This is a genomic window from Pedobacter ginsengiterrae, from assembly GCF_039537385.1.
Classification (GTDB): Bacteria; Bacteroidota; Bacteroidia; order Sphingobacteriales; family Sphingobacteriaceae; genus Pedobacter; species Pedobacter ginsengiterrae.
Map to the genome: position 1 here is coordinate 624519 of NZ_BAABAK010000003.1, position 20877 is coordinate 645395.

11 protein-coding genes are annotated in these 20877 nt (G+C 34.9%); 6 read left to right on the top strand and 5 right to left on the bottom strand.

All coding sequences use genetic code 11. The features are described 5' to 3' along the window. Positions 1–132: 132 nt before the first annotated feature. Entirely contained in the window at positions 133–2001 is a 1869-nt protein-coding gene (locus ABD692_RS04745; protein ID WP_316763390.1) for a DNA topoisomerase IV subunit B, read from the top strand. A 354-nt stretch (positions 2002–2355) separates the two neighbouring features. On the opposite strand, the gene ABD692_RS04750 is transcribed toward ABD692_RS04745, so the two are convergent. The 3 genes from ABD692_RS04750 to ABD692_RS04760 are packed head-to-tail and all read right to left on the bottom strand — an operon-like array spanning position 2356 to position 10674. Next, positions 2356–3372 (bottom strand): YihY/virulence factor BrkB family protein, encoded by a 1017-nt coding sequence (locus ABD692_RS04750; RefSeq protein WP_316763393.1) that lies wholly within the window; start codon positions 3370–3372, stop codon positions 2356–2358. A gap of 8 nt (positions 3373–3380) precedes the next feature. After that, positions 3381–5696 carry a translocation and assembly module lipoprotein TamL gene (gene tamL / locus ABD692_RS04755; protein WP_344765389.1) on the bottom strand — a complete coding sequence of 772 codons (2316 nt, stop codon included), beginning with the start codon at positions 5694–5696 and terminating at the stop codon, positions 3381–3383. Beyond that, a complete protein-coding gene (locus ABD692_RS04760) occupies positions 5680–10674 on the bottom strand; it encodes a translocation/assembly module TamB domain-containing protein (protein ID WP_344765390.1) in 4995 nt (1664 codons plus the stop codon). The genes tamL and ABD692_RS04760 overlap by 17 nt, the downstream gene beginning before the upstream one ends. Before the next feature lie 148 nt (positions 10675–10822). On the opposite strand from ABD692_RS04760, the gene ABD692_RS04765 reads away from it, so the two are divergent. From ABD692_RS04765 to ABD692_RS04775, 3 genes are all read left to right on the top strand, one after another. Next, a complete protein-coding gene (locus ABD692_RS04765) occupies positions 10823–11311 on the top strand; it encodes a cytidine deaminase (RefSeq protein WP_316763402.1) in 489 nt (162 codons plus the stop codon). A 34-nt stretch (positions 11312–11345) separates the two neighbouring features. Beyond that, entirely contained in the window at positions 11346–13031 is a 1686-nt protein-coding gene (locus tag ABD692_RS04770) for a PNGase F N-terminal domain-containing protein (protein ID WP_344765392.1), read from the top strand. A 117-nt stretch (positions 13032–13148) separates the two neighbouring features. Beyond that, complete coding sequence (locus ABD692_RS04775) at positions 13149–16082, top strand: DNA gyrase/topoisomerase IV subunit A (protein WP_344765394.1); 2934 nt, start codon at positions 13149–13151, stop codon at positions 16080–16082. Between the two features lie 84 nt (positions 16083–16166). Here the strand turns inward: ABD692_RS04775 and ABD692_RS04780 are convergent, their stop codons facing one another. Continuing rightward, complete coding sequence (locus ABD692_RS04780; protein ID WP_316763410.1) at positions 16167–16820, bottom strand: LysE family transporter; 654 nt, start codon at positions 16818–16820, stop codon at positions 16167–16169. 8 nt (positions 16821–16828) lie between these two features. Continuing rightward, on the bottom strand, positions 16829–19642 hold the full coding sequence (gene uvrA / locus ABD692_RS04785) for an excinuclease ABC subunit UvrA (RefSeq protein WP_344765399.1): 2814 nt from the start codon (positions 19640–19642) through the stop codon (positions 16829–16831). Positions 19643–19906: 264 nt separating this feature from the next. On the opposite strand from uvrA, the gene ABD692_RS04790 reads away from it, so the two are divergent. Further along, positions 19907–20491: an RNA polymerase sigma factor gene (locus ABD692_RS04790; protein WP_316763416.1), complete on the top strand. Its 585-nt coding sequence runs from the start codon at positions 19907–19909 to the stop codon at positions 20489–20491. A gap of 88 nt (positions 20492–20579) precedes the next feature. Then, positions 20580–20774 (top strand): hypothetical protein, encoded by a 195-nt coding sequence (locus ABD692_RS04795; RefSeq protein WP_344765401.1) that lies wholly within the window; start codon positions 20580–20582, stop codon positions 20772–20774. Positions 20775–20877 lie beyond the last annotated feature (103 nt).

Sequence of the window (20877 nt, forward strand, 5' to 3'; positions counted from 1 at the left end):
AAACCAAATTTCGATATCAAATCATTCCTAAAAACTTGTTATGTTGAATGTTAAAGCTCGTTCCGAAAATCCCTCGGCCTTGCTACTTTGTATTGCGTAAAGTTCAATCGACCTGATAAATAATTAAAATTTATGGCAGAAGTAATTTATAACGACGACAGTATTCGCTCATTAGATTGGAAAGAGCACATTCGACTACGCCCTGGTATGTATATCGGTAAGCTTGGTGATGGCTCTGCGCAAGACGATGGAATTTATGTTTTGTTAAAAGAAATTGTAGATAACTCTATTGATGAGTTTGTGATGGGCACAGGAAAAACCATCGAAATTACAGTTTCCGAGCAAAAGGTAAACATCCGCGATTATGGTCGAGGCATACCTTTGGGTAAGGTTATAGATTGTGTAAGTAAAATAAATACTGGTGGTAAATACGATAGTAATGCCTTCCAAAAATCAGTTGGTTTAAACGGCGTAGGTACAAAGGCGGTAAATGCTTTATCTACAAATTTTGTTGTTCAATCTTATCGAGATGGAAAAACTAAAAAAGTAGAATTTTCTAAGGGCGAAATTGTAACCGAACAACCAATAATTGATACCACTCAGCGTAATGGTACTGCTATTACTTTTTATCCTGATGAAACAATTTTTAGAAACTATCACTACATTCCTGATTTTGTAGAAAGTATGGTTTGGAACTATGTTTTCTTAAATACTGGATTAACGGTAAATTTTAACAACCAAAAATACTTCTCGGAAAAAGGTTTATACGATTTGCTTTCTAAATTTAATAAACCAGAAGAAATTCGTTACCCAATTATCCACATGATTGGTAATGATATCGAGATTGCAATGACACATGGTCAGCAGTATGGAGAAGATTACCACTCGTTTGTAAACGGACAACATACAACTCAAGGCGGAACACACCAGGCGGCATTTCGTGCAGCGGTTGTAAAAACGGTTCGCGAATTTTTCAAGAAGGAATTCGATGCATCGGATGTTCGCTCATCAATTATTGCTGCAATTTCTGTGCGTGTACAAGAACCTGTTTTCGAATCGCAAACGAAAACTAAATTAGGTTCGCAAAATATGGGACCAGAAGGACCATCAGTTGCTACGTTTATTAACGATTTCGTGAAAAAGGAACTGGATGATTATCTGCACAAAAATCCAGATGTTGCTGATGCATTGTTGAAACGCATTAACCAATCAGAAAGAGAAAGAAAAGACATTGCTGGTATTAAAAAGCTAGCCAATGACAGAGCAAAAAAAGCATCGTTGCATAATAAAAAACTTCGCGATTGTAAAGTTCATTTTAACACTACACATGAAAAACGTTACGAAACCACTTTATTTATTACCGAGGGAGATTCGGCATCGGGTTCGATTACGAAATCTCGTGATGTAGATTGCCAAGCTGTTTTTAGCTTAAAAGGTAAACCACTTAACTGTTACGAGCTAACCAAAAAAGTAGTTTACGAGAACGAGGAATTTAATCTTTTACAACATGCTTTAAACATTGAAGATGGTTTAGAAGGTTTACACTACAATAACATTGTTATCGCCACAGATGCCGATGTGGATGGTATGCACATTCGTTTATTAATGATGACTTTCTTCCTTCAATTTTTCCCTGATTTAGTAAAAGCAGGGCACGTTTACATTTTACAAACCCCATTATTTAGGGTTCGAAATAAAAAAGAAACCATTTATTGTTATAGCGATGAAGAGCGCCGAAATGCTATTGAAAAATTAGGTAATAAACCAGAAATCACCCGTTTTAAAGGTTTGGGAGAAATCTCGCCTGATGAATTTGGTTTGTTTATTGGTAAAGATATCAGGCTAGACCCAGTTATTTTAAAAGACCAGACTATAAAAAGTTTGCTTGAATATTATATGGGAAAAAATACTCCAGATAGACAGCAACACATTATCAGAAATCTACGAGTGGAAAAAGATCAGGTAGCCGAAGAACCTAAAATTATTGATGAAGTAGCATAAAAACAAGCGTTGATGTAATTGCAAAAATTAATTGAGCACATATTAATTCACCTCACACCTTTAGTATGTTAGGTGGCAATGTTTACAATATTATTTTTAAAAGGCATTCAAATACCAGAAACGGAAGGAATAGAGATAGGTTGAAAAATAAGAATAAAAAATACTTTTAAAATATCATCCTCATTATAGGTGTTGCCATAGATGTTATGCAAGAAGATCGCAAGATTTATTCAGAATTAGATTTGAACGAATTTATAACGCTTTTCCTGAGAAGAAACTTTTAGAAAAAAGCTTGCGTTTCTGAGCTAAGAAATAATAACGTTTAAAGGGAAACATCTTCTAAATTATTATTTTTTAGCTTTTTGGTGCATTAACTGTATCCTCTGGGTGCTGTGGAGGCAAAACATCTACGTTTTTCTCTACAATTGTTATTTTGGTGAACACTGCATATTTGCTTGGGGTAATTCCACCGTCGTATTTTTCTGCATACGCCTGTGTAAATTCTGCCCCGAAATATAAAATTACTGAAGTATAATATATCCAAAGTAAAATTACAATTATTGAACCTGCGGCTCCAAATGCTGAAACTGTACTACCTTTTTCTATATAAATTCCTATCAAATACTTACCCAAACCAAATAACAATGCGGTAAAAAGCGCGCCTATTATTGCCGACTTCCACTTGATGTTTACATCAGGAAGAACCTTAAAAATTATTGTAAACACCGCAGTTACCGCAGCAACAGTGATCACATTATTTAAAATATAAATAAGTAATGCCATTGTGTCGTTAGCAACAGGTATGACATCATCTATTTTGCTTTCTGAAAGTAAAGACACCAATTTATCGCCTAAACCTACCACAACACTATTTATAACAAGTGAAACTAATAGTAAAAAGCCCATTGAAACAATTAGTGAGAAGGAAAGTAATCGATTGGTAAGCATTTTTAGCCACCCTTTTTTTGGCATTGCCTTTACTTTCCATATTAAGTTTATACTATCTTGAATTTCGATGAAAATTGCCGTAGCTCCAATAATTAATGTTCCAATACCAATAATTAGCCCTATTGTGGACTGACCTGATTTATTAGCATGTTCTACAAAACCTTGAATTTGAGTTGCAGCATCTTTACCAACTAACTCAGTAATTTCTGTAAAAAACTTATCCCTGGTTTTCATTCTTTCTCCAAAGAATAAAGTTGCAGCAGATAGTACAATAATAATTAATGGGGTTAACGAAAAAATAGTATAGTAAGCCAGCGCCGCACTGAGCTTCATCACCCTATCTTCAGCAAAACCTTTACCTGCAGCAATAAAAAGATGGTAAAGGGCAATAAAGAAATGTTTAATCTTATGAATTAGTTTCATCTATAAATTTAAAATGGGTATCCTATACCGATATTGAAGATTAAATTTTCTCTTCTCCAATCTTTGTTGCCAAAAGCAATACTGTCAAACACCCATCGCTGTCCTTCTGGTAAATATGGTTTACGAACTGGAAACGCTACATCTAACCTAACCACAAATATGGTTGCATCTACACGTAAACCAGCGCCAGTACCTACTGCTAATTCATTCAATGCATTTTTTAGTTTAAACTCTGAACCTGGTCTGCCAGTATTCGTTGTACCAGGAATACCGGTATCTTCTTTACGTAACCAAACGTTACCTGCATCTACAAATAGTGCACCATACAGTACGCTAACTAATTTAAACCTTAATTCCGAATTCAACATTAATTTAATATCTCCGCCTTGATCTGCAAAGACAGCATCATCTGGTACTTTATAAGTTCCAGGGCCTAAAGTTCTGGCAGGAAATGCCCTGATATCATTACTTCCTCCAGCAAAAAACTGCCTTACAAATGGTAATGAAGTACTATTTCCATAAGCATATCCATAACCGATGTTTAAGCGATTGGCCCAGGTTACATTTTTATTAACTTTATAATAGTCTCTTAAATCAGCCTCAAATCGTACAAATTGCGAGAGTGGTACATTAAAAATTGAACGTTTACCTTCATCATCTTTTGGAACAAAAGCACCCCATAAATTTCCTCCAGTTTCTACTGCGCCGTAGAAAAAAGTGTTATTTCTGCGATTAGTTTCCATTTGGTTGGTGTAAGTAAAGTTGTAATTACTACCAATAATAAACTGGTTCTCCAAAGTTGTTCTCAATAGTGGATTAACCTCATATAAACTATCTCGTATTTTTGTTGAAGGAAAGCCTGTTGAGATATAACTAACTGATATAGGATTGAAATTATGTTCCTTGTAAGCATTCTCTTTAAAATTATAGCCAAACTCACCTTTAAAGGCGTGCAAAGTATATTCCGAGCCACGATTCAACATTTGATATGATAACGAAGCAATAGTTTTAGGAATGAATGCAGTTGTACTGTTAGGCTTGTAAAAAGGAACAATAAATCTTGGGAAAGTTAACTTACCCTCAGCCGTTAATGAAAGCGAATTTCTACCCAATGAAGTTCCTCTGGTCTGGGTTTCAAAACCACCACTTACACTCACATCCAATTGTTCTGCACCTCTAAAAAGGTTTCTGGTTGTTTGCGTTACTTTAACCTCCGAGCCTACAAAGTTATTCGATTTGCTGGTTCCAGTAACTGAAAAAGTAAGCGAGTTTTTCTTTAATGGTGTTAAGTAAATATTTAAATCGAGTTGATTATTCTTGAAACTATCAACAGGTAAAAATTCTGCTCTTACATCTTGAAAAGCACCAATATTTACCATCCTGTTTAATGACTGATTATGATCTTTACGGTTATAATTTTCTCCTTTCTGAAAGAAAACCAATCGATCAAATAACCTTGGTTTGAAGGTATTTCTATCATCGTAAATATTAAAATCGTGATACTCCAGAGGTTTTAACCTACGAAGTACAGTGTCGCGTCTTAACGTATAATTCGGATAAATATTAATGTTTTTAATTGTGTAAGGTTTTAATCCTGCATCAGGAGCAATATCTTTAACCTTAACTGTAACATTAACCAGATTTTTGCCTATTGTACTATCCACCTGCATAATCAAATAATCAGGACTGAAATAAAAATATCCATTTTCCTTTAAATCATTATCGATTCTAACACGTTCATTCTTGTAAACATCCAAGTCATAATAATCGCCAACTTTTAATAAAGTTTTGTTTTTATTTTCGTTGATAATTTTAGTCAGCACACCAGAATCTGGTGGAAAAGTGATTTTATTGATTTTATATCTTTCCCCAGTAACTGCGGTATAAATTGCTTTACCTTTTTTGTCTTTCACAACTGTGTCGCCAGTTACAGCAGCTTGCAAATATCCTTCGCTAAGCAAATAACTTTTGAGCACGTCATTATTGTATTTAAGTTTTACTTCGCTTAATAATACAGGTGGCTCTCCTTGTTTTCTAATCCAATTTCTAAGACCTTTCGGTTTTGTTGGTTCGCCGGCTAAGTTATAAATCCCCAACTTAAATTTAATTCCAAGAAAAGATTTATTAGGCCGCGGACGCGTTTTGCTCTCTAAATCGGCTTTAACTTGTTTTTCGTCGTCAATTTTGCCCGAAGTATCTGGGTTGATTTTTACTTCAGCCCCTGTGTATAAAATTTGCCCAGGTTTTAAGGATTTCGTACTACTGCAACCTGCATAAACTAAACAGGCCAATACAAATAAAATAGGTCTAATTAGTTTTTTCATCTTGTGCTTTCTGTTCAATGTTTCTCGTTCTTCTATTACGTTTTTTCTGGAATATTTCTCTGAATTTGTTATAATCAACAACCAATGTGAAACCTAAGCCAGTTTCAATAATTTGCCCCTGAACAATAACGTCGTTTTGATTACGCCTGTAAGCCCTTAAACGATATCTTCCGTCTGCAGATAATGCGTATTCAACGTTTACATTACCTGCAATATCTGTCGATTTTTCCCCAGGCGCTTGCGGTCCTTCTAAAGCGAACGAACTTCCAACTGTAACCGTTAATCTGTCGTTCAATAACTTTTTAGATAAACCAATCTCCAGATCTGTCTTTTGTTGCATAGAGCCAGTCGAGTAATCTTCAGATGAATTTACGCCAAAGTTTAAATCTACACCTTGAATTAAATCTGATGTTAAGTTATTTAATTGCTCTGTTAACAGTTTACTCACACTTGAACGGGCAAGCGTAGATACTCCGCCGCCACCTCCAGCTAAACTTTCGAAAGGGTTGTTCGCAATAAATCTATTTAGGGCTAACAAAGCAAAAACCTGCTTATTTAACTCACTTTCATCGCGATTTACATTAATTAATTTGGTGTAAACCTGTCCGCCTAAAGCGTTACGTTCATTTTCTGGCAAATCTATTTTAAAGGAGATGATTGGTTTCAATAATTCGCCTTTCATCATTAAATATACTTGGAATGGTAATTTCGTTCTAGCTTCATAAAGATCTGGCTGATTTAATAAATCAATTGGTGCAGCATTCACCTCGTACATTGCGCTTAAATTTACATTAGCTGCCGTAGGTTCGCCGGTCCAAATAATGGTACTACCTTTAACAATTCTAAACGCTTTTTTACCAAGCGGACCAACAGATAAGTTGTAAGAACCGTCAATAACTTCATATCTACCAGTCAAGCTTATTTTTCCGCTGGCGTCCATTGTCGCATTTAAATCCGCATCACCTTTAATGTTTAAAGCATCGCCATTGGCAGGATCAACAACGACATTTAACTCCGCTTCTGGGTCAATTTTTATTGCAGCTACCAAATTTATTCCCTTTATTGGAGATTTACTTATACTATCTACTTTCAACGCTTTTTGGCCATTAAATGGTGGTGCATCAGCATCGATAAACTGAACAATTCCTTCCTGATCGATAATTGCTGGATCATTTGCTGGCAAAGCGAAGAAAAACTTTGTTCCCTTGTTTATGGTGATATCCATATTAACATCGGGTTGGTTTAAATCACCGCGAACCTTAATATTACTGGTTAAAAACACTGTGCCATAAATCATATCGTTATCAGCAGCAGTAGAATTGATAGCCCTGAAATTATTTGTGCGGATATCAAGTGCAAAACGGTAATTTTTAAAATCGGTTGTTAATACTTTTCCGTTGATGGTTGCTTTTTGATTAAGTGAATCTAGTATGGTGAAGTTATTAAAGCTTATGCCTTCGTTGGTAAACGAAATTTTTTCGTTTGGCATGCGTAGGTACGAGTTTACATAAGCAACATTGATTCCTGCATTATTGAAGGTAACATCGCCCAATATTTTTGGAGCAGTTAAAGCACCCTTTACTGTAAGTGCACCAGTTAAGGTTCCACTTCCATTTTTTAATTGACCTTGTGATAAGCTTTCGATGTTTTTCATCTCAATTTTATCAATATTAACAGTTAAATCTAAAGCGCTTTGAGGTGCAGTATAGTAAAATCCATTAGCACGTAATTCATGTACGCCACTTAAAGCAACATTCACTTCAAATGCATTTTGTGTGTTATTATTTACCGCTAAACGTAAGGTTCCAAGCTCATCTTTTTGATAGCGTAACTGATCTATAGTTAAGTTAGCTTCGAATTTCGGTGTAGAAGCTAGATCTTTAACATTAGCCGTTCCGTTTAAACGACCGCCAACTAAAGTTGTATCCGTTTCGGCAAATTTGGTTAAAGTTTCTAATTGAAAGTCTTTAAACTCGACCGCCAAAGGTGCGTTTGGTTGCGTTGGGTTACTATTTATTGATAAAGATTGCCCGCTATTGCTAATTTGGAATTGATTAACCAATATGCCCGATGCGCCAAACTGAATATAATTATCTGGAGATACTACCCATTTTTGATAATCTAAAAGTAGTTTCTGTGGATCTAAAGTAAACTTGAAATCTTTATTTATAGATTGAAAATTTCCACCAATTACGTATTTATCTTTACGCTGTCTATCTCGAAGAAAGATATTTACACCTAATAAATTATTTGCGGCATCACCACTAATTTCGGTATTAAATAGAGCAATAGACGGACTTTGCAATGCTTTTACAGTTAAACCGTACGCTAATTTATTATTATCATTATTAATGTTAAGTACAGTTGTATCTACCTTGAAATCGCCATAAACGATTTGTGGGAAATTTCCCTTAATCTGCAGGCTATCTTTTTGTGTATCAATTAAGCCATAAAATTGAGAAGGCTTAAACACTGTTAGCTCTGGCACAAATCGTTTTAATAATTTGGAATCATAAATCTGTACAGCAAATCTCAATCGTTGATCGGGGATTTTTGTGACCTCTCCAAAAGCATAATATTTATTAATCTCATTAATAATTGCATTGCTCACTTTCGTTAACTGATATTTTCCGTCAATTTTAGCCGAAAGAATTTCTGATTTTAACGTAAGCTCATTTGTTGTTTCAGTTGTTTTTGCAAAAACGGAAATTGTATCAACATCTATTTTTTGTGCATCTTTAACCACTTGTAAACCCGTGATATCAACTGTTCCGTTTAAATAATCTGCATCTGCAGTTTTCAAATCAACTTTTACAATACCAGCAGCACTTAATACTGTCGGACTGAAATTTAACGCCTGCAGGTTAACCTGTTTCAGATTCAAATCGGCTTTAACCGAAGGGTATTTCCCTGCTAAGCTTACTTTTGCATCTAAAGCAAAATTGGCGTTGCTATCTGGCATGCTACTTTTTATCGAAACATTTTGATTGGCATAAGTACCAGCAACATTTAAATTTCGGTAAGTGTATTTATTGTAATATGCGCTTAAAACTTTTGCGTTAAACTTTGCATTTATCTTTTTAGGATCAAGGCCAGTTCCTTCAACATTAGCTTTTACCGAAACACGACCAAGCTTTGGCTGCATTTTTAACAATCGGCCAACATTAAAATTGTTTAAATTGATATCTGCTTTGTAACTTTCTTTACCCTTTGCACCTTTCATTCCTGCAACTAAAATCGCACCGCCCATATCCGTCTGAATATTTAAATTGGTGTTAAAATCAGTCATTGAACCTTTGAAATTACCTTTTGCATTAATTACATTTGGCAATTCGATTGATGGTGGCAACGACTTTTTAGGTACAGCAACCAAAATATCACTCTTAGTTACATATAGTTTTTTGATATTTAGATCGAGAAAAGTTTTATTAATATCCGGCAAGCCTTTAGCTGTTCCGCTGATATCAATTTGTGTATTTTTCAATCCACTTACTTGCAAGCGAGGAATGTTTAAATTGTTTAAATATCCATTTACCTCTGCATTTATTTTAATTTTTTCATTACGGTAATTTGCTGGGATAGCACTACTGAAATAACCTGCATCCTTTAAGCCAATAGTTGTGTTTTTTAAGCTCAAGGCCATTTTTACCCGCTCAGGATGTTTTGTTAAATCTTCCATAGAAGTAAAATTTAACTCCGTTGCGTTTTCTATTGTTGTATTAGGTGTTTTTAAAACGAAATTGCTCAGCTTTATCTGTTTATCATTATAAATGGCATTTCCTTTTAGCTCATTTAACGCAAAACCACTTTTTTCTTTTAGCGATCCATTTTTAACGTTTGCTGTAATTCCAGCTGCGCTATAATTAACATCGGCTGCCCCAAAGGTTAAATTAGTAATTTTTAGGTGATTAAAATCCATTCCCTTTGGAGCGGGCTTTGCACCTAAATTATCAAACTGTACATTATTTTCTGCAAGGCTGATGTTTTTAATGAGTAAACCTAAAGGCGATTTTTCTACAACTACAGTATCTTTAACTTTCTTTAAATCGTTACTTGGAGCTGGTTTAAAAGCGAATAGAATGTTCGATTTATTCAACTTTGCATCATCTACAGTATATTTGCTATTTGTTAAATCGACTTTTAAATTAACCAAACCCAGTTCATTAACATTTGCAATGGCCTTCGTTGTCGAAACCTGATCATCGTAATTTACTTTCACATTACTGAAAGCGAAGTTTTCCACTTCAATTAGAGGAAGTTTTCCTGTTTCCTTTTGACTGCTATCAACACTATTGGTTATATGCTGTACAAGCTGAACCAATGGCTTACGCTGTAAATAGCTTAAAGAAGTGTTATTTAAATTTAAATCTTTGATTACATAATGTTGGTTTGCCAAATCGAATGTTTTTAACTTCGTTTTAAAAGCACCTAAATAAAGCTTTACATCATTTCCCGCAACATCATCGCGGTAGGTAATTCCTATATCTTCAAAAGAAACCTTGTCAACAGAAAATTTTAGGGTAGAAGTTGTGTCTTTGTTAATTTTTTCTTCTGGCTTTTTTTCTTCGCTCATAAAAGCATCAACCAAAAAAGAAAAATTAAAAGTTGTATCCGGACTTATTCGTTTAACATTTGCACGTATATTTTTTAGTTCAATATTATTTACCTCTACAGTATTATCCAGAAGTTTGAAAAGACTAATATCAACAGCTAGTTTTTCTGCATATAACAAGGTGTCTTTATTGCGATCTTCAATATAAAACTTATTTAAAACCACATCCTTCGGCAATGCAATTTTTATGCTTTCCAAGCTTACTTCTGTCTTTGTTTTATTTTTAAGGTAATTAATTGCCTTGCCCTTAACGAAATTTTGAACGGCAGGTATATTTAAAGATAGCGCTAAAGCGACCACCAGTATAATTATGGAGGCGATAACCCACAATAAAATTTTGAGACTTTTACGTACGTATTTATTCAAAGCTAAGCGTGTTTGGTGTTTACGAAGTACTAAAAACGTGCCACTTAAATTAATTTTAAGACAGTTTTTTATAATTAATACAAAAAATAACCTAAATTGTTCGCCCGCTATAAAAATTTAACACTGGCGGTTTGATAATTAGTTATAAATGAAATCAATAAATCTAAATATAAGTTTTGACCAGTATAATAATATTGAAGAACTGAATGAAAAAGACAGGTTACTTTGTGAGCTTGCTGAACAGGCTTTAGCAACTTCTCATTCGCCATATTCAAAGTTTAAAGTAGGCACTGCAATTCGTTTAGCTTCGGGCGAAACCATTTTAGGTAGTAACCAGGAAAACGTAGCCTATCCTTCTGGTTTATGTGCCGAACGTGTGGCACTTTTCACAATCGGTTCTTCACGCCCCGATGCAGTTATCGAAAGCATGGCGATTACGGCTCAAACCGATGCTTTCGAAATTTTAAAACCAGTAACTTCTTGCGGTGGTTGTTTACAGGTAATGGTCGAGTTTGAACGCAAACAAAATTCGCCTATCGAAGTAATTTTTTATTGCCTTAAAGGAGAAATTTTAAAAGTAAATAGTGTAAAGAGTTTATTGCCTTTCGCTTTTGTAGAGGAGAGATTAGAAGGATAATTGAAGTATTGTTTATATTTGATTTTTCGATAATATGAAACAAATTTACTTCTTTATTTCTCTAACATTTATCTCTTTTTTAACCCAGGCGCAAAATAAACTTAAAGCCAATAGTGCCTATAAAATTGTTTATTGGCGGTCTGCCGATGGAAAGCCTGTTGAAGATAGAAATGCAGCAGTGGTAATTGTAGCAGAGCATCAAAACTTGATAACATCTGCAAACATTCTTGATGGTAAAACTAAATATCCTTTTGAGCAAAGCCTGGTTTTAAAACCAGAGAATTTGTTGTTTCAGATTGCAGATCTAAATCAGGATTATCAAATATCTACAACTGACAGCACGGCAATTAGCAAGCAAATTTTTGAATTCAGTAATGAAACCAAAAACATTTTAGGCTACACCTGTAAAAAAGCGAAAACGATTGTAAACTCCAACACAATCGAACTATGGTTTACAACCGATGCGGGAATAAAAGCGGCACCAACAAATTTAGGGCAGAATTTAGGATTAGTTTTAGAGCAAGTTAGAAATGGAAACAGTTTTATTACGGCTACAAAAATCGAAGAAGTAAAAAATGTAAAATCAATCGATTTAGAAAAAATAAAATCGAAGCTAACCGACCCATTATCTTATAAGGATTTACTTTGGAAAAGCAGATTTACTACATTAAATGTATTCAATAACGAAACTATTAATTTTATTGATAAGCCTCAATCAACAGATTCTATTTTCAGATTTGCTGGAGGAACCGTTATTGCCAGAAAAATTAAATTCCCTAAATATTCGACAATACAGAACGTTTTTGTTGATTTAAAGGAACAATCTAACGGTGATGCTTATGATAGAACGGGTTCGGTATTTATCATTCCAACGGATAAGCCTTTGAGCCTGATGGATGCATTGAAAAATTCTGTTAAAGATTTACCCATCTACGATAATGGAAATGGAAAACAATATCAGGGAGTAATTGCAACTTCAAATTATAATCCTGTAATAGAATTAATGCGGTTTTTTACACCTTTTGGAGTTGGCAAGTATAACACACTAAAGCTTAAGGATAAGAATTGGGCTGATCAGGTTTATTACCGACAAGATATTTCTGAGTTATTTCCTTTGGTTAATGGAAAAGAAGTGTGGGTTGCTGTATTTATTGGCAATTATGATAAAGGAGGACATAAAGTTTCTTTAAATATTACTTTGCATAATGGAGGAAAGCAAAAGGCAGGCAAAGAGATAATATTACCATTATTTAACTCTACAAATGTAATGGAAATGGCTGGGCAAGAATATGCAACCATGTTTAGTATTGATAAAGGTTTGGAGGTTTCATTTACTTTACCAAAAGATTTGAAAGGTGCAAAACTTCGCTACATTACAACTGGACATGGAGGTTGGGGCGAAGGCGATGAATTCGTACCTAAGAAAAATACCATCTGGCTAGATGGGAAAGAAAGCTTTGCATTCGTACCCTGGCGTCAGGATTGTGGTTCTTACCGATTATCAAATCCAGCTTCAGGAAATTTTGAAACTGGCTTATCTTCGTCAGATTTAAGCCGCTCAAACTGGTGCCCTGGAACAGTCACTAATCCAAATTTTATTGAATTAGGCGATTTAAGAGCAGGCAAACACACCATAAAAGTTAGTATCCCAATGGGAAAACCACAAGGAAACAGCTCTAGTGCATGGAATGTTTCTGGCCTATTAATGGGAATAGAATAACATAAAATTTAGTACAATAATGTGCTAAAAAAAGTAACAAATGGTGTTTATAACTTATTTTTAACAAAATTTTGCTTTACACTATATTTACACAATCATCAAAAATTTGATTTCTTAATGAGTGAAGAACTAGACCAAAACGTAAACGAAGAACATAAACACACCATAACACCAATTAACGGTTTGTACGAAAACTGGTTTCTTGAGTATGCATCTTATGTAATTCTAGACAGGGCTGTTCCGCATATTAACGATGGCTTGAAGCCCGTTCAGCGTCGTATTATGCATTCTTTAAAAGAAATGGATGATGGGCGTTTCAACAAAGCAGCAAACGTAATCGGTAACACCATGAAATATCACCCACATGGTGATGCATCAATTGGCGATGCCATGGTACAAATCGGTCAGAAAGATTTATTGATTGATATGCAGGGTAACTGGGGCGATCCTGTTACTGGTGATAGCGCAGCTGCACCACGTTATATTGAAGCCCGTTTATCTAAATTTGCAAACGAAGTTGTTTTCAATCCAGATACAACCGAATGGCAGCTAAGTTACGACGGACGTAATAATGAGCCAATAACGCTGCCCGTTAAATTTCCTTTGTTATTAGCACAAGGAGCCGAAGGTATTGCGGTAGGTTTAGCTACTAAGGTAATGCCGCATAATTTTATTGAGCTGATTGATGCTTCGATAGATGCATTAAAAGGCATTCGTCCGAATATTTTACCCGATTTTTTTACGGGTGGTATGGCCGATTTCTCTAATTATAACGAAGGGCAACGAGGAGGTAAAATCCGAGTTCGAGCTAAAATTACCGAGAAAGACAAAAAGACATTAGTAATTACTGAAGTTCCTTTTAGTACAACCACGGGTTCTGTCATCGACAGTATTTTATCCGCTAATGATAAGGGTAAAATCAAAATCAAAAAGATTGAAGATAATACAGCTGCTAATGTAGAAATTGTTGTGCATTTAGCTCCAGGAATTTCTCCAGATGTAACGATCGACGCACTCTATGCATTTACGGCTTGCGAAGTATCAATCTCGCCAAACACCTGTATTATCAACAACGATAAGCCACACTTTTTAAGTGTGAACGACATTTTAATTGAGAATACAAAACACACTAAATATTTATTAAAAAGAGAATTAGAAATTCGTTTGCACGAGCTGCAGGAGAAAATTTTCTTCAGTTCTTTGCTTAAGATATTTATTCAGGAAGGCATGTATAAAAATCCTGAATATGAAAATTCAAGTAATTTTGATACCGTTGTAGAGGTTTTACACTTATTGTTCGACCCATTCAAGCCATCGCTTTACCGTGAGATTTTGCCAGAAGATTTCAAGAAATTGATTGATAAGCCAATGAGTAGCATCACCCGTTTCGATGTTAAAAAGGCTGATGAGCAAATGAAAAATCTGGAAGATGAAATCAAAGTGGTTAAAAATCACTTGAAACATTTAACAGATTACGCCATTGCCTGGTATCAAAAACTTAAAGATAAATACGGAAAAGGCCGGGAACGTAAAACAGAAATTCGTTTGTTCGACCGTGTTGAAGCTGCAAAAGTTGCCTTGGCAAACATTAAGCTTTTCATGAACCGTGAAGACGGTTTTATTGGTTCGGGCTTACGTAAGGATGAATTTATTGCTGATTGCTCCGATATTGATGAAATTATCGTTTTCCGTGAAGATGGGAAATGTATCATCACTAAAGTTGCGGATAAAACCTTTGTAGGTAAGGGCATTATACATGCGCAAGTTTTCAAAAAGAACGACGAACGCACCATCTATAATATGATTTATAAAGATGGCACCTCGGGCACATCCTACATTAAACGTTTCGCTGTTGTTGGGGTTACCCGCGATAAAGAATACGATTTAACCAAAGGATCTAAAGGTTCGAAGGTTTTATATTTTACAGCTAATCCAAATGGTGAAGCTGAAATTGTAAACGTTGCTTTAAAACCACATTCAAAATTACGGAAGTTACAGTTCGACCAGGATTTTGCAGAAGTGGCAATTAAAGGTCGAGGTTCGCAGGGTAATATTATTTCGAAATATCCCGTTAAGAAAATCATATTAAAAAGTAAAGGTGTTTCTACCCTATCGGGATTAAAAATTTGGTACGATGATTTACTCAAACGCTTAAATGTTGATGGCAGAGGGAAATATCTTGGAGAATTTGATGGCGATGATAGGATTTTACAGGTTCATAAAGATGGTTATTATGAATTAAGCTCTTTCGAATTGAGTAATCACTTCGACGACGGATTAATTCTAATCCAAAAATTCGACCCTGAAAAAGTTTTTGCCGCAGTTCATTTTGAAGGAAAAGCGCAAAATTACTTTATTAAACGATTTGCTTTTGAACTGCAATCCATAGGCAAAAAAACAATCTTCATTAGTGAGGAGCAAAAATCAAGGTTACTTTACTTAACTGCTAATCCAGCTGCTAAAATCATTGTTGATGTTTTAAAAGGTAAAACGCAAATCCCAGAAACGCTAGATTTAATGTTATCAGAACTGATCGATGTTAAAGGCTTAAAGGCTAATGGAAATCGTTTATCGCCGCACGATGTAAAAAAAGTAGTTTTGGAGGAGCCTGAGGAAGTGATTGAAGAAGTTGAAGAAACAACTAATGATGTTGGCGAAGAGGAATCTATAGAAACGGAGATTTCTGATGGCGATGCAGTTACTATTGAAACAGAAGTGAAAAGTGAAGAAGTGCTTGAAAAGCCAGTTGTGACACAACCAAAACCCAAATTTGAACGTAAACCAGATCCTGAGGTAAAATTAGAAAACCAGGCTAGGGTATCAGAAACAGTGGAAACTACTCAATCATCGCCTGTAAAAAAAGAAGAGGCAAAGACTGAAGTGAAACCCCAAGCAGTACAAAATCCTGTTAAGCAAGAAGCAACTAAAGAGGACCCGAGCGTAGAAGAAAAACCTAAAGTAGAAGAGAAACCTGCAAAAAAAGTTGATTTCGAAATTACCAATCCCGATGATATTGACATTGATGACAAAGGACAATTAGGATTGTTCTAATCTGCGATTTCGTTTCAAAACTCAAAAAAGAATCCAGTTCAAATAAATTGAACTGGATTCTTTTTTTTTATAAAAACTTAAGGTTTAAAATATTATTATCAATTGTTTAACAATCAAATAAGCAGCTAAAACGTATAAAAATATCGCTATCGATTTATTTATGATTAAGCTGCTTAGCGCAAATTTCTCTTGAATAAAAGTAGCAAAGTGCGCATATAAATAAAGTGCACCAGCCGATCCAAAACCAGAACCCAAAGCAAAAACTACAAGAGATAGGTAATCTGTTTTAATCCATTCGTGAAGAATAACGTAATTACCGAAAAATAACCAAAACGGAATTTGGACAGGGTTTAAAACACCAAGAATTAAGCCATACAATACACTTCCACTACGTTTATCTTCCTTTTTACTACTTGTTTTAGGTGCTTTTTTACGATTTACCCATGTAATGGTACCCATTACAACAAACATGAGAATCATAAAGCAATCTACCAGCGTTCCCAACCTTACTTCACTCACGGCTTCATTAGGATTGATATCGCTCATCGCCCAACGGGCAAAACGCATCATACCAAAAGTAAAAAATACTTCTACGCACGAAAACGAGAGAATAAAATACCAAACCTGCCGCATGCCTTTATTAATAGCAAGTTGCGCCACAGTTAAATTAATATTGCCAGGCGGGATATAACCCATGGCGTTAAGGATAATGCCTATGAAAAACGTTAAAAAAAGCATAGCCGAAATTATGGATTTAAATTCAAATGCGATGCTAAATATTTTCCTGTGTAAGAAGTTTTCTCTTTTACCAAATCTTCAGGCACGCCTTCAAAAACAAGCTTACCTCCTCCATCGCCCCCTTCAGGCCCAATATCTATTACCCAATCGGCACATTTTATCATATCCATATTGTGCTCGATTACCAAAATTGTATTGCCTTGCTCAATTAAGGTATTTAAAGCTTTTAACAGTTTCTTTATATCGTGAAAATGTAAACCGGTTGTCGGCTCATCAAAAATAAATAAAGTTTTGTTTGCGTTATTGCCTTTTATTAGAAATGAAGCCAGTTTAATACGTTGCGCTTCACCGCCAGATAAAGTGTTTGAAGATTGCCCTAAATGAACATAGCCCAAACCAACATCAACCAACGGATTTAGCTTGTTTAGAATTTTTTGCTCGTCTTTGAAGAAGTCAACTGCTTCTTCAATTGTCATATCCAGAATTTCAGATACATTTTTTTCTTTATAAGTTACATCTAAAACCTGTTGCTTAAAACGTTTTCCAGCGCAGGCTTCGCATGGCAAATAAATATCTGCCATAAATTGCATTTCGATTTTAACCTCACCCTCACCCTGGCAAACATCGCAACGCCCGCCCTCAACATTAAAAGAAAATGCTGCTGGTTTTAATCCCGCAGCTTTTGCTGCAGCCAAACCTGAGAACAAAGCACGAATATCATCCCAAGCTTTAACATAAGTAACTGGATTTGAACGGCTAGAACGACCAATTGGATTCTGATCGACCATTTCTACTGCACTAACCAAATCATAATTACCAAAAATGCCATCATAAGTACCAGTTTGTTCCCCAGCATAATTTCCAATAGCTTTCTGCAAAGCAGGATAAAGAATTTTCTTAACCAAACTAGTTTTACCAGAACCCGATACTCCACTTACTGCGGTGAAAACACCTAAAGGAAACTTGACATCAATATTTTGAAGATTATTTTCTCTGGCACCTTTAATCAATATATGGTCTTTCCATTTACGACGTTTTTCTGGAATTGCAATTTTTTCAATACCTGATAAATAACGGCCAGTTAAACTATTTTTATCTTTTAAAATTTCTTCATAATTACCACTAAAAACTAAATTTCCACCATGCGTTCCCGCCTCAGGACCAATGTCGATTATATAATCAGCAGCACGCATCATTTCTTCTTCATGCTCAACCACCAAAACGGTGTTTCCAACATTTCTTAAAGAAATTAAAACTTCAATTAGCTTATTAGTATCACGAGGATGAAGACCTATACTTGGCTCATCCAAAACGTAAATAGAGCCAACTAAACTGCTACCTAACGAAGTTGCAAGGTTAATTCGTTGCGATTCCCCGCCAGACAAAGTATTCGACAAGCGATTTAAGGTTAAATAGCCTAAACCAACATTATTCAGAAAAAGAAAGCGGTTATCAATTTCGGCCAATAATCGTTTGGCAATTTTTGCATCGTTAACACCTAATTTTAATTCGTTAAAGAAAATTAAAGCTTTCGATAAAGGCATTAAAACTACATCTATAATAGATTTTTCGGCAATTTTAACATATGATGCATCCTTACGCAAGCGAGAACCTTTACATTCGGGGCAAGTTGTTTTTCCGCGATAGCGAGAAAGCATTACGCGATACTGAATTTTATAGGTTTGTTCTTCTAGTTCTTTAAAAAACATATCCAAACCCTGAAAGTACTTATTACCAGTCCAAATTAAACGTTGTTCATCTTCGGTTAAAGCACTGTAAGAACGGTGAATCGGAAAATCGAATTTAGAAGATGCTTTAATAAAATTTTGCAGCCACACACCCATTTTTTCGCCACGCCAAGGGGCAATTGCATTGTCGTAAACACTTTTGCTCTTATCAGGCACAACCAAATCTTCGTCAATTCCGATTACATTTCCATAACCTTCACAACGTTTACATGCACCATAAGGATTGTTGAAAGAGAAAAAATTAGGTGTAGGTTCTTCAAAACGTATACCGTCCAATTCAAAACGATCGCTAAAATGTTTCGTTTTTCCTTTTGTTTCAACATAACAATCACCTTTGCCTTCAAAAAAAGCCGTTTGAACAGAATCCGCTAACCTGTTTAGTGTTTCTTCTTCTGGGTTAGTAACAATCCTATCAATCAGAATCTGTACTGTTTTGTCATCAGTTAGTTCAGCATCCTTAAAATCAGCATCATCCAGAACAGATTCAATTTTTAAAACTTTATCATCAATTAGAACTCTTAAAAATCCCTTTTGTAATAAAATGGCAAGTTCTTCTTTTATCGTTCTATTATTATGCGGATAAAGCGGGCAAAAAACGGTAACCGTTGTATCTTCAGGCAGTGCGCTAACATAATCCACAACCGTACTTACCGAATCTCTTTTAACTTCTTTCCCCGAAATTGGTGAAATAGTTTTTCCGATTCTCGAAAAAAGTAACTTTAAATAATCGTAAATTTCTGTAGATGTACCTACCGTAGAGCGGGGATTTGCGGTAATTACCTTTTGTTCAATTGCGATAGCGGGGGCAATTCCTTTAATATAATCTACATCAGGTTTGTTCATTCTGCCCATAAACTGACGGGCGTATGATGATAAACTTTCAACGTAACGACGCTGACCCTCTGCATATAAAGTATCGAACGCGAGCGAAGATTTACCCGAACCAGACATACCCGTTACTACAACCAATTTATTTTTTGGAATAGCAACATCTATATTTTTTAGGTTGTGCACACGGGCACCTTTTATAATAATATTTTTATGCGGATCTTTTTCGGCTTCTTTTTTGCTCATGTATTATAAACGATATAAAATATAAACCTTTTTACGGTAAATTAGGTTTTAGAAATAATATACAAAAATAGGGTACTGAGGCCGTTAATTTATTTTTTAACATTTTATTTTTTGTTTTTTGATAAAAAAAACACTTTCTTTGAATATTAACAACCTCAGAACCAAACTAACAACATTCAAAAAACATAGGAGAGCAGCTATAGAAATTATACTTCTACAAATTAATTTTTAGCAAATAGTACGGGATTTAGTGTAGGTAAACCTATGAATTTACAATCATATAATGATCAGGACCTGGTAAAGTTATACATTACTGGGAACGAGAATGGATTGCAGGAACTTTTACGAAGACATAAAAGCAAAATTTATACTTCTATCTACTTATTGGTAAAAGACCAATATTTGGCGGAAGATATATTTCAAGATGCTTTTATAAAAGTAATTAATACGCTGCGATCGGGAAGATATAACGAGGAAGGCAAGTTCTTACCCTGGGTAATGCGTATTGCACACAACTTAGTTATCGATTATTTCAGAAAAGAAAAAAGAACTCCAATTATTACGAGCTCTGATGGAATGGATGTATTTAATATGCTACACTTTTATGATGAAAGTGCAGAGGAAAAAATGCTTCGCGATCAAACTCATAAGGATTTAAAAGCAATGATTCAATTACTGCCTGATGAGCAGAAAGAAGTGCTTTTAATGCGTCATTATGCAGATTTAAGCTTTAAAGAAATCGCTGATTTAACTGAAGTAAGTATTAATACGGCTTTAGGTCGGATGCGCTATGCACTAAGTAACTTGCGCAAAATGCTTAAAACTAAAGAGATGACTTACAAAGGGTAATAAAAAAATTACATAAAATGTTTTAGGGATTGAAATAAAGCATCTGAACTATCGTTAAGTTTATAAAACTTATAACATTTAGTTGCTTATGACAAAAACCTCTACATCAAAAACAAATGTAAATTTACCTACCCAAAACATGTTTCATTCAACAACTGATAATGAATCTGATGCGGAAATCGACTTATTTTATGATCAAATCAAAGGTAAGTTAGATCGATTGATTAAAAATCCTTCGGATGATACAATCAAAAGGATTTTAGCGTACAGCAAATCAAAGTAAATTACATGAGCAAAAAAGCTGCCCTTATTATATAAGGAGGGCACTGAAAAAGTCCCTTGTTAAAAAGGGATAAAAGGGAGTAGAAAGCTAGTTTTTCTACTCC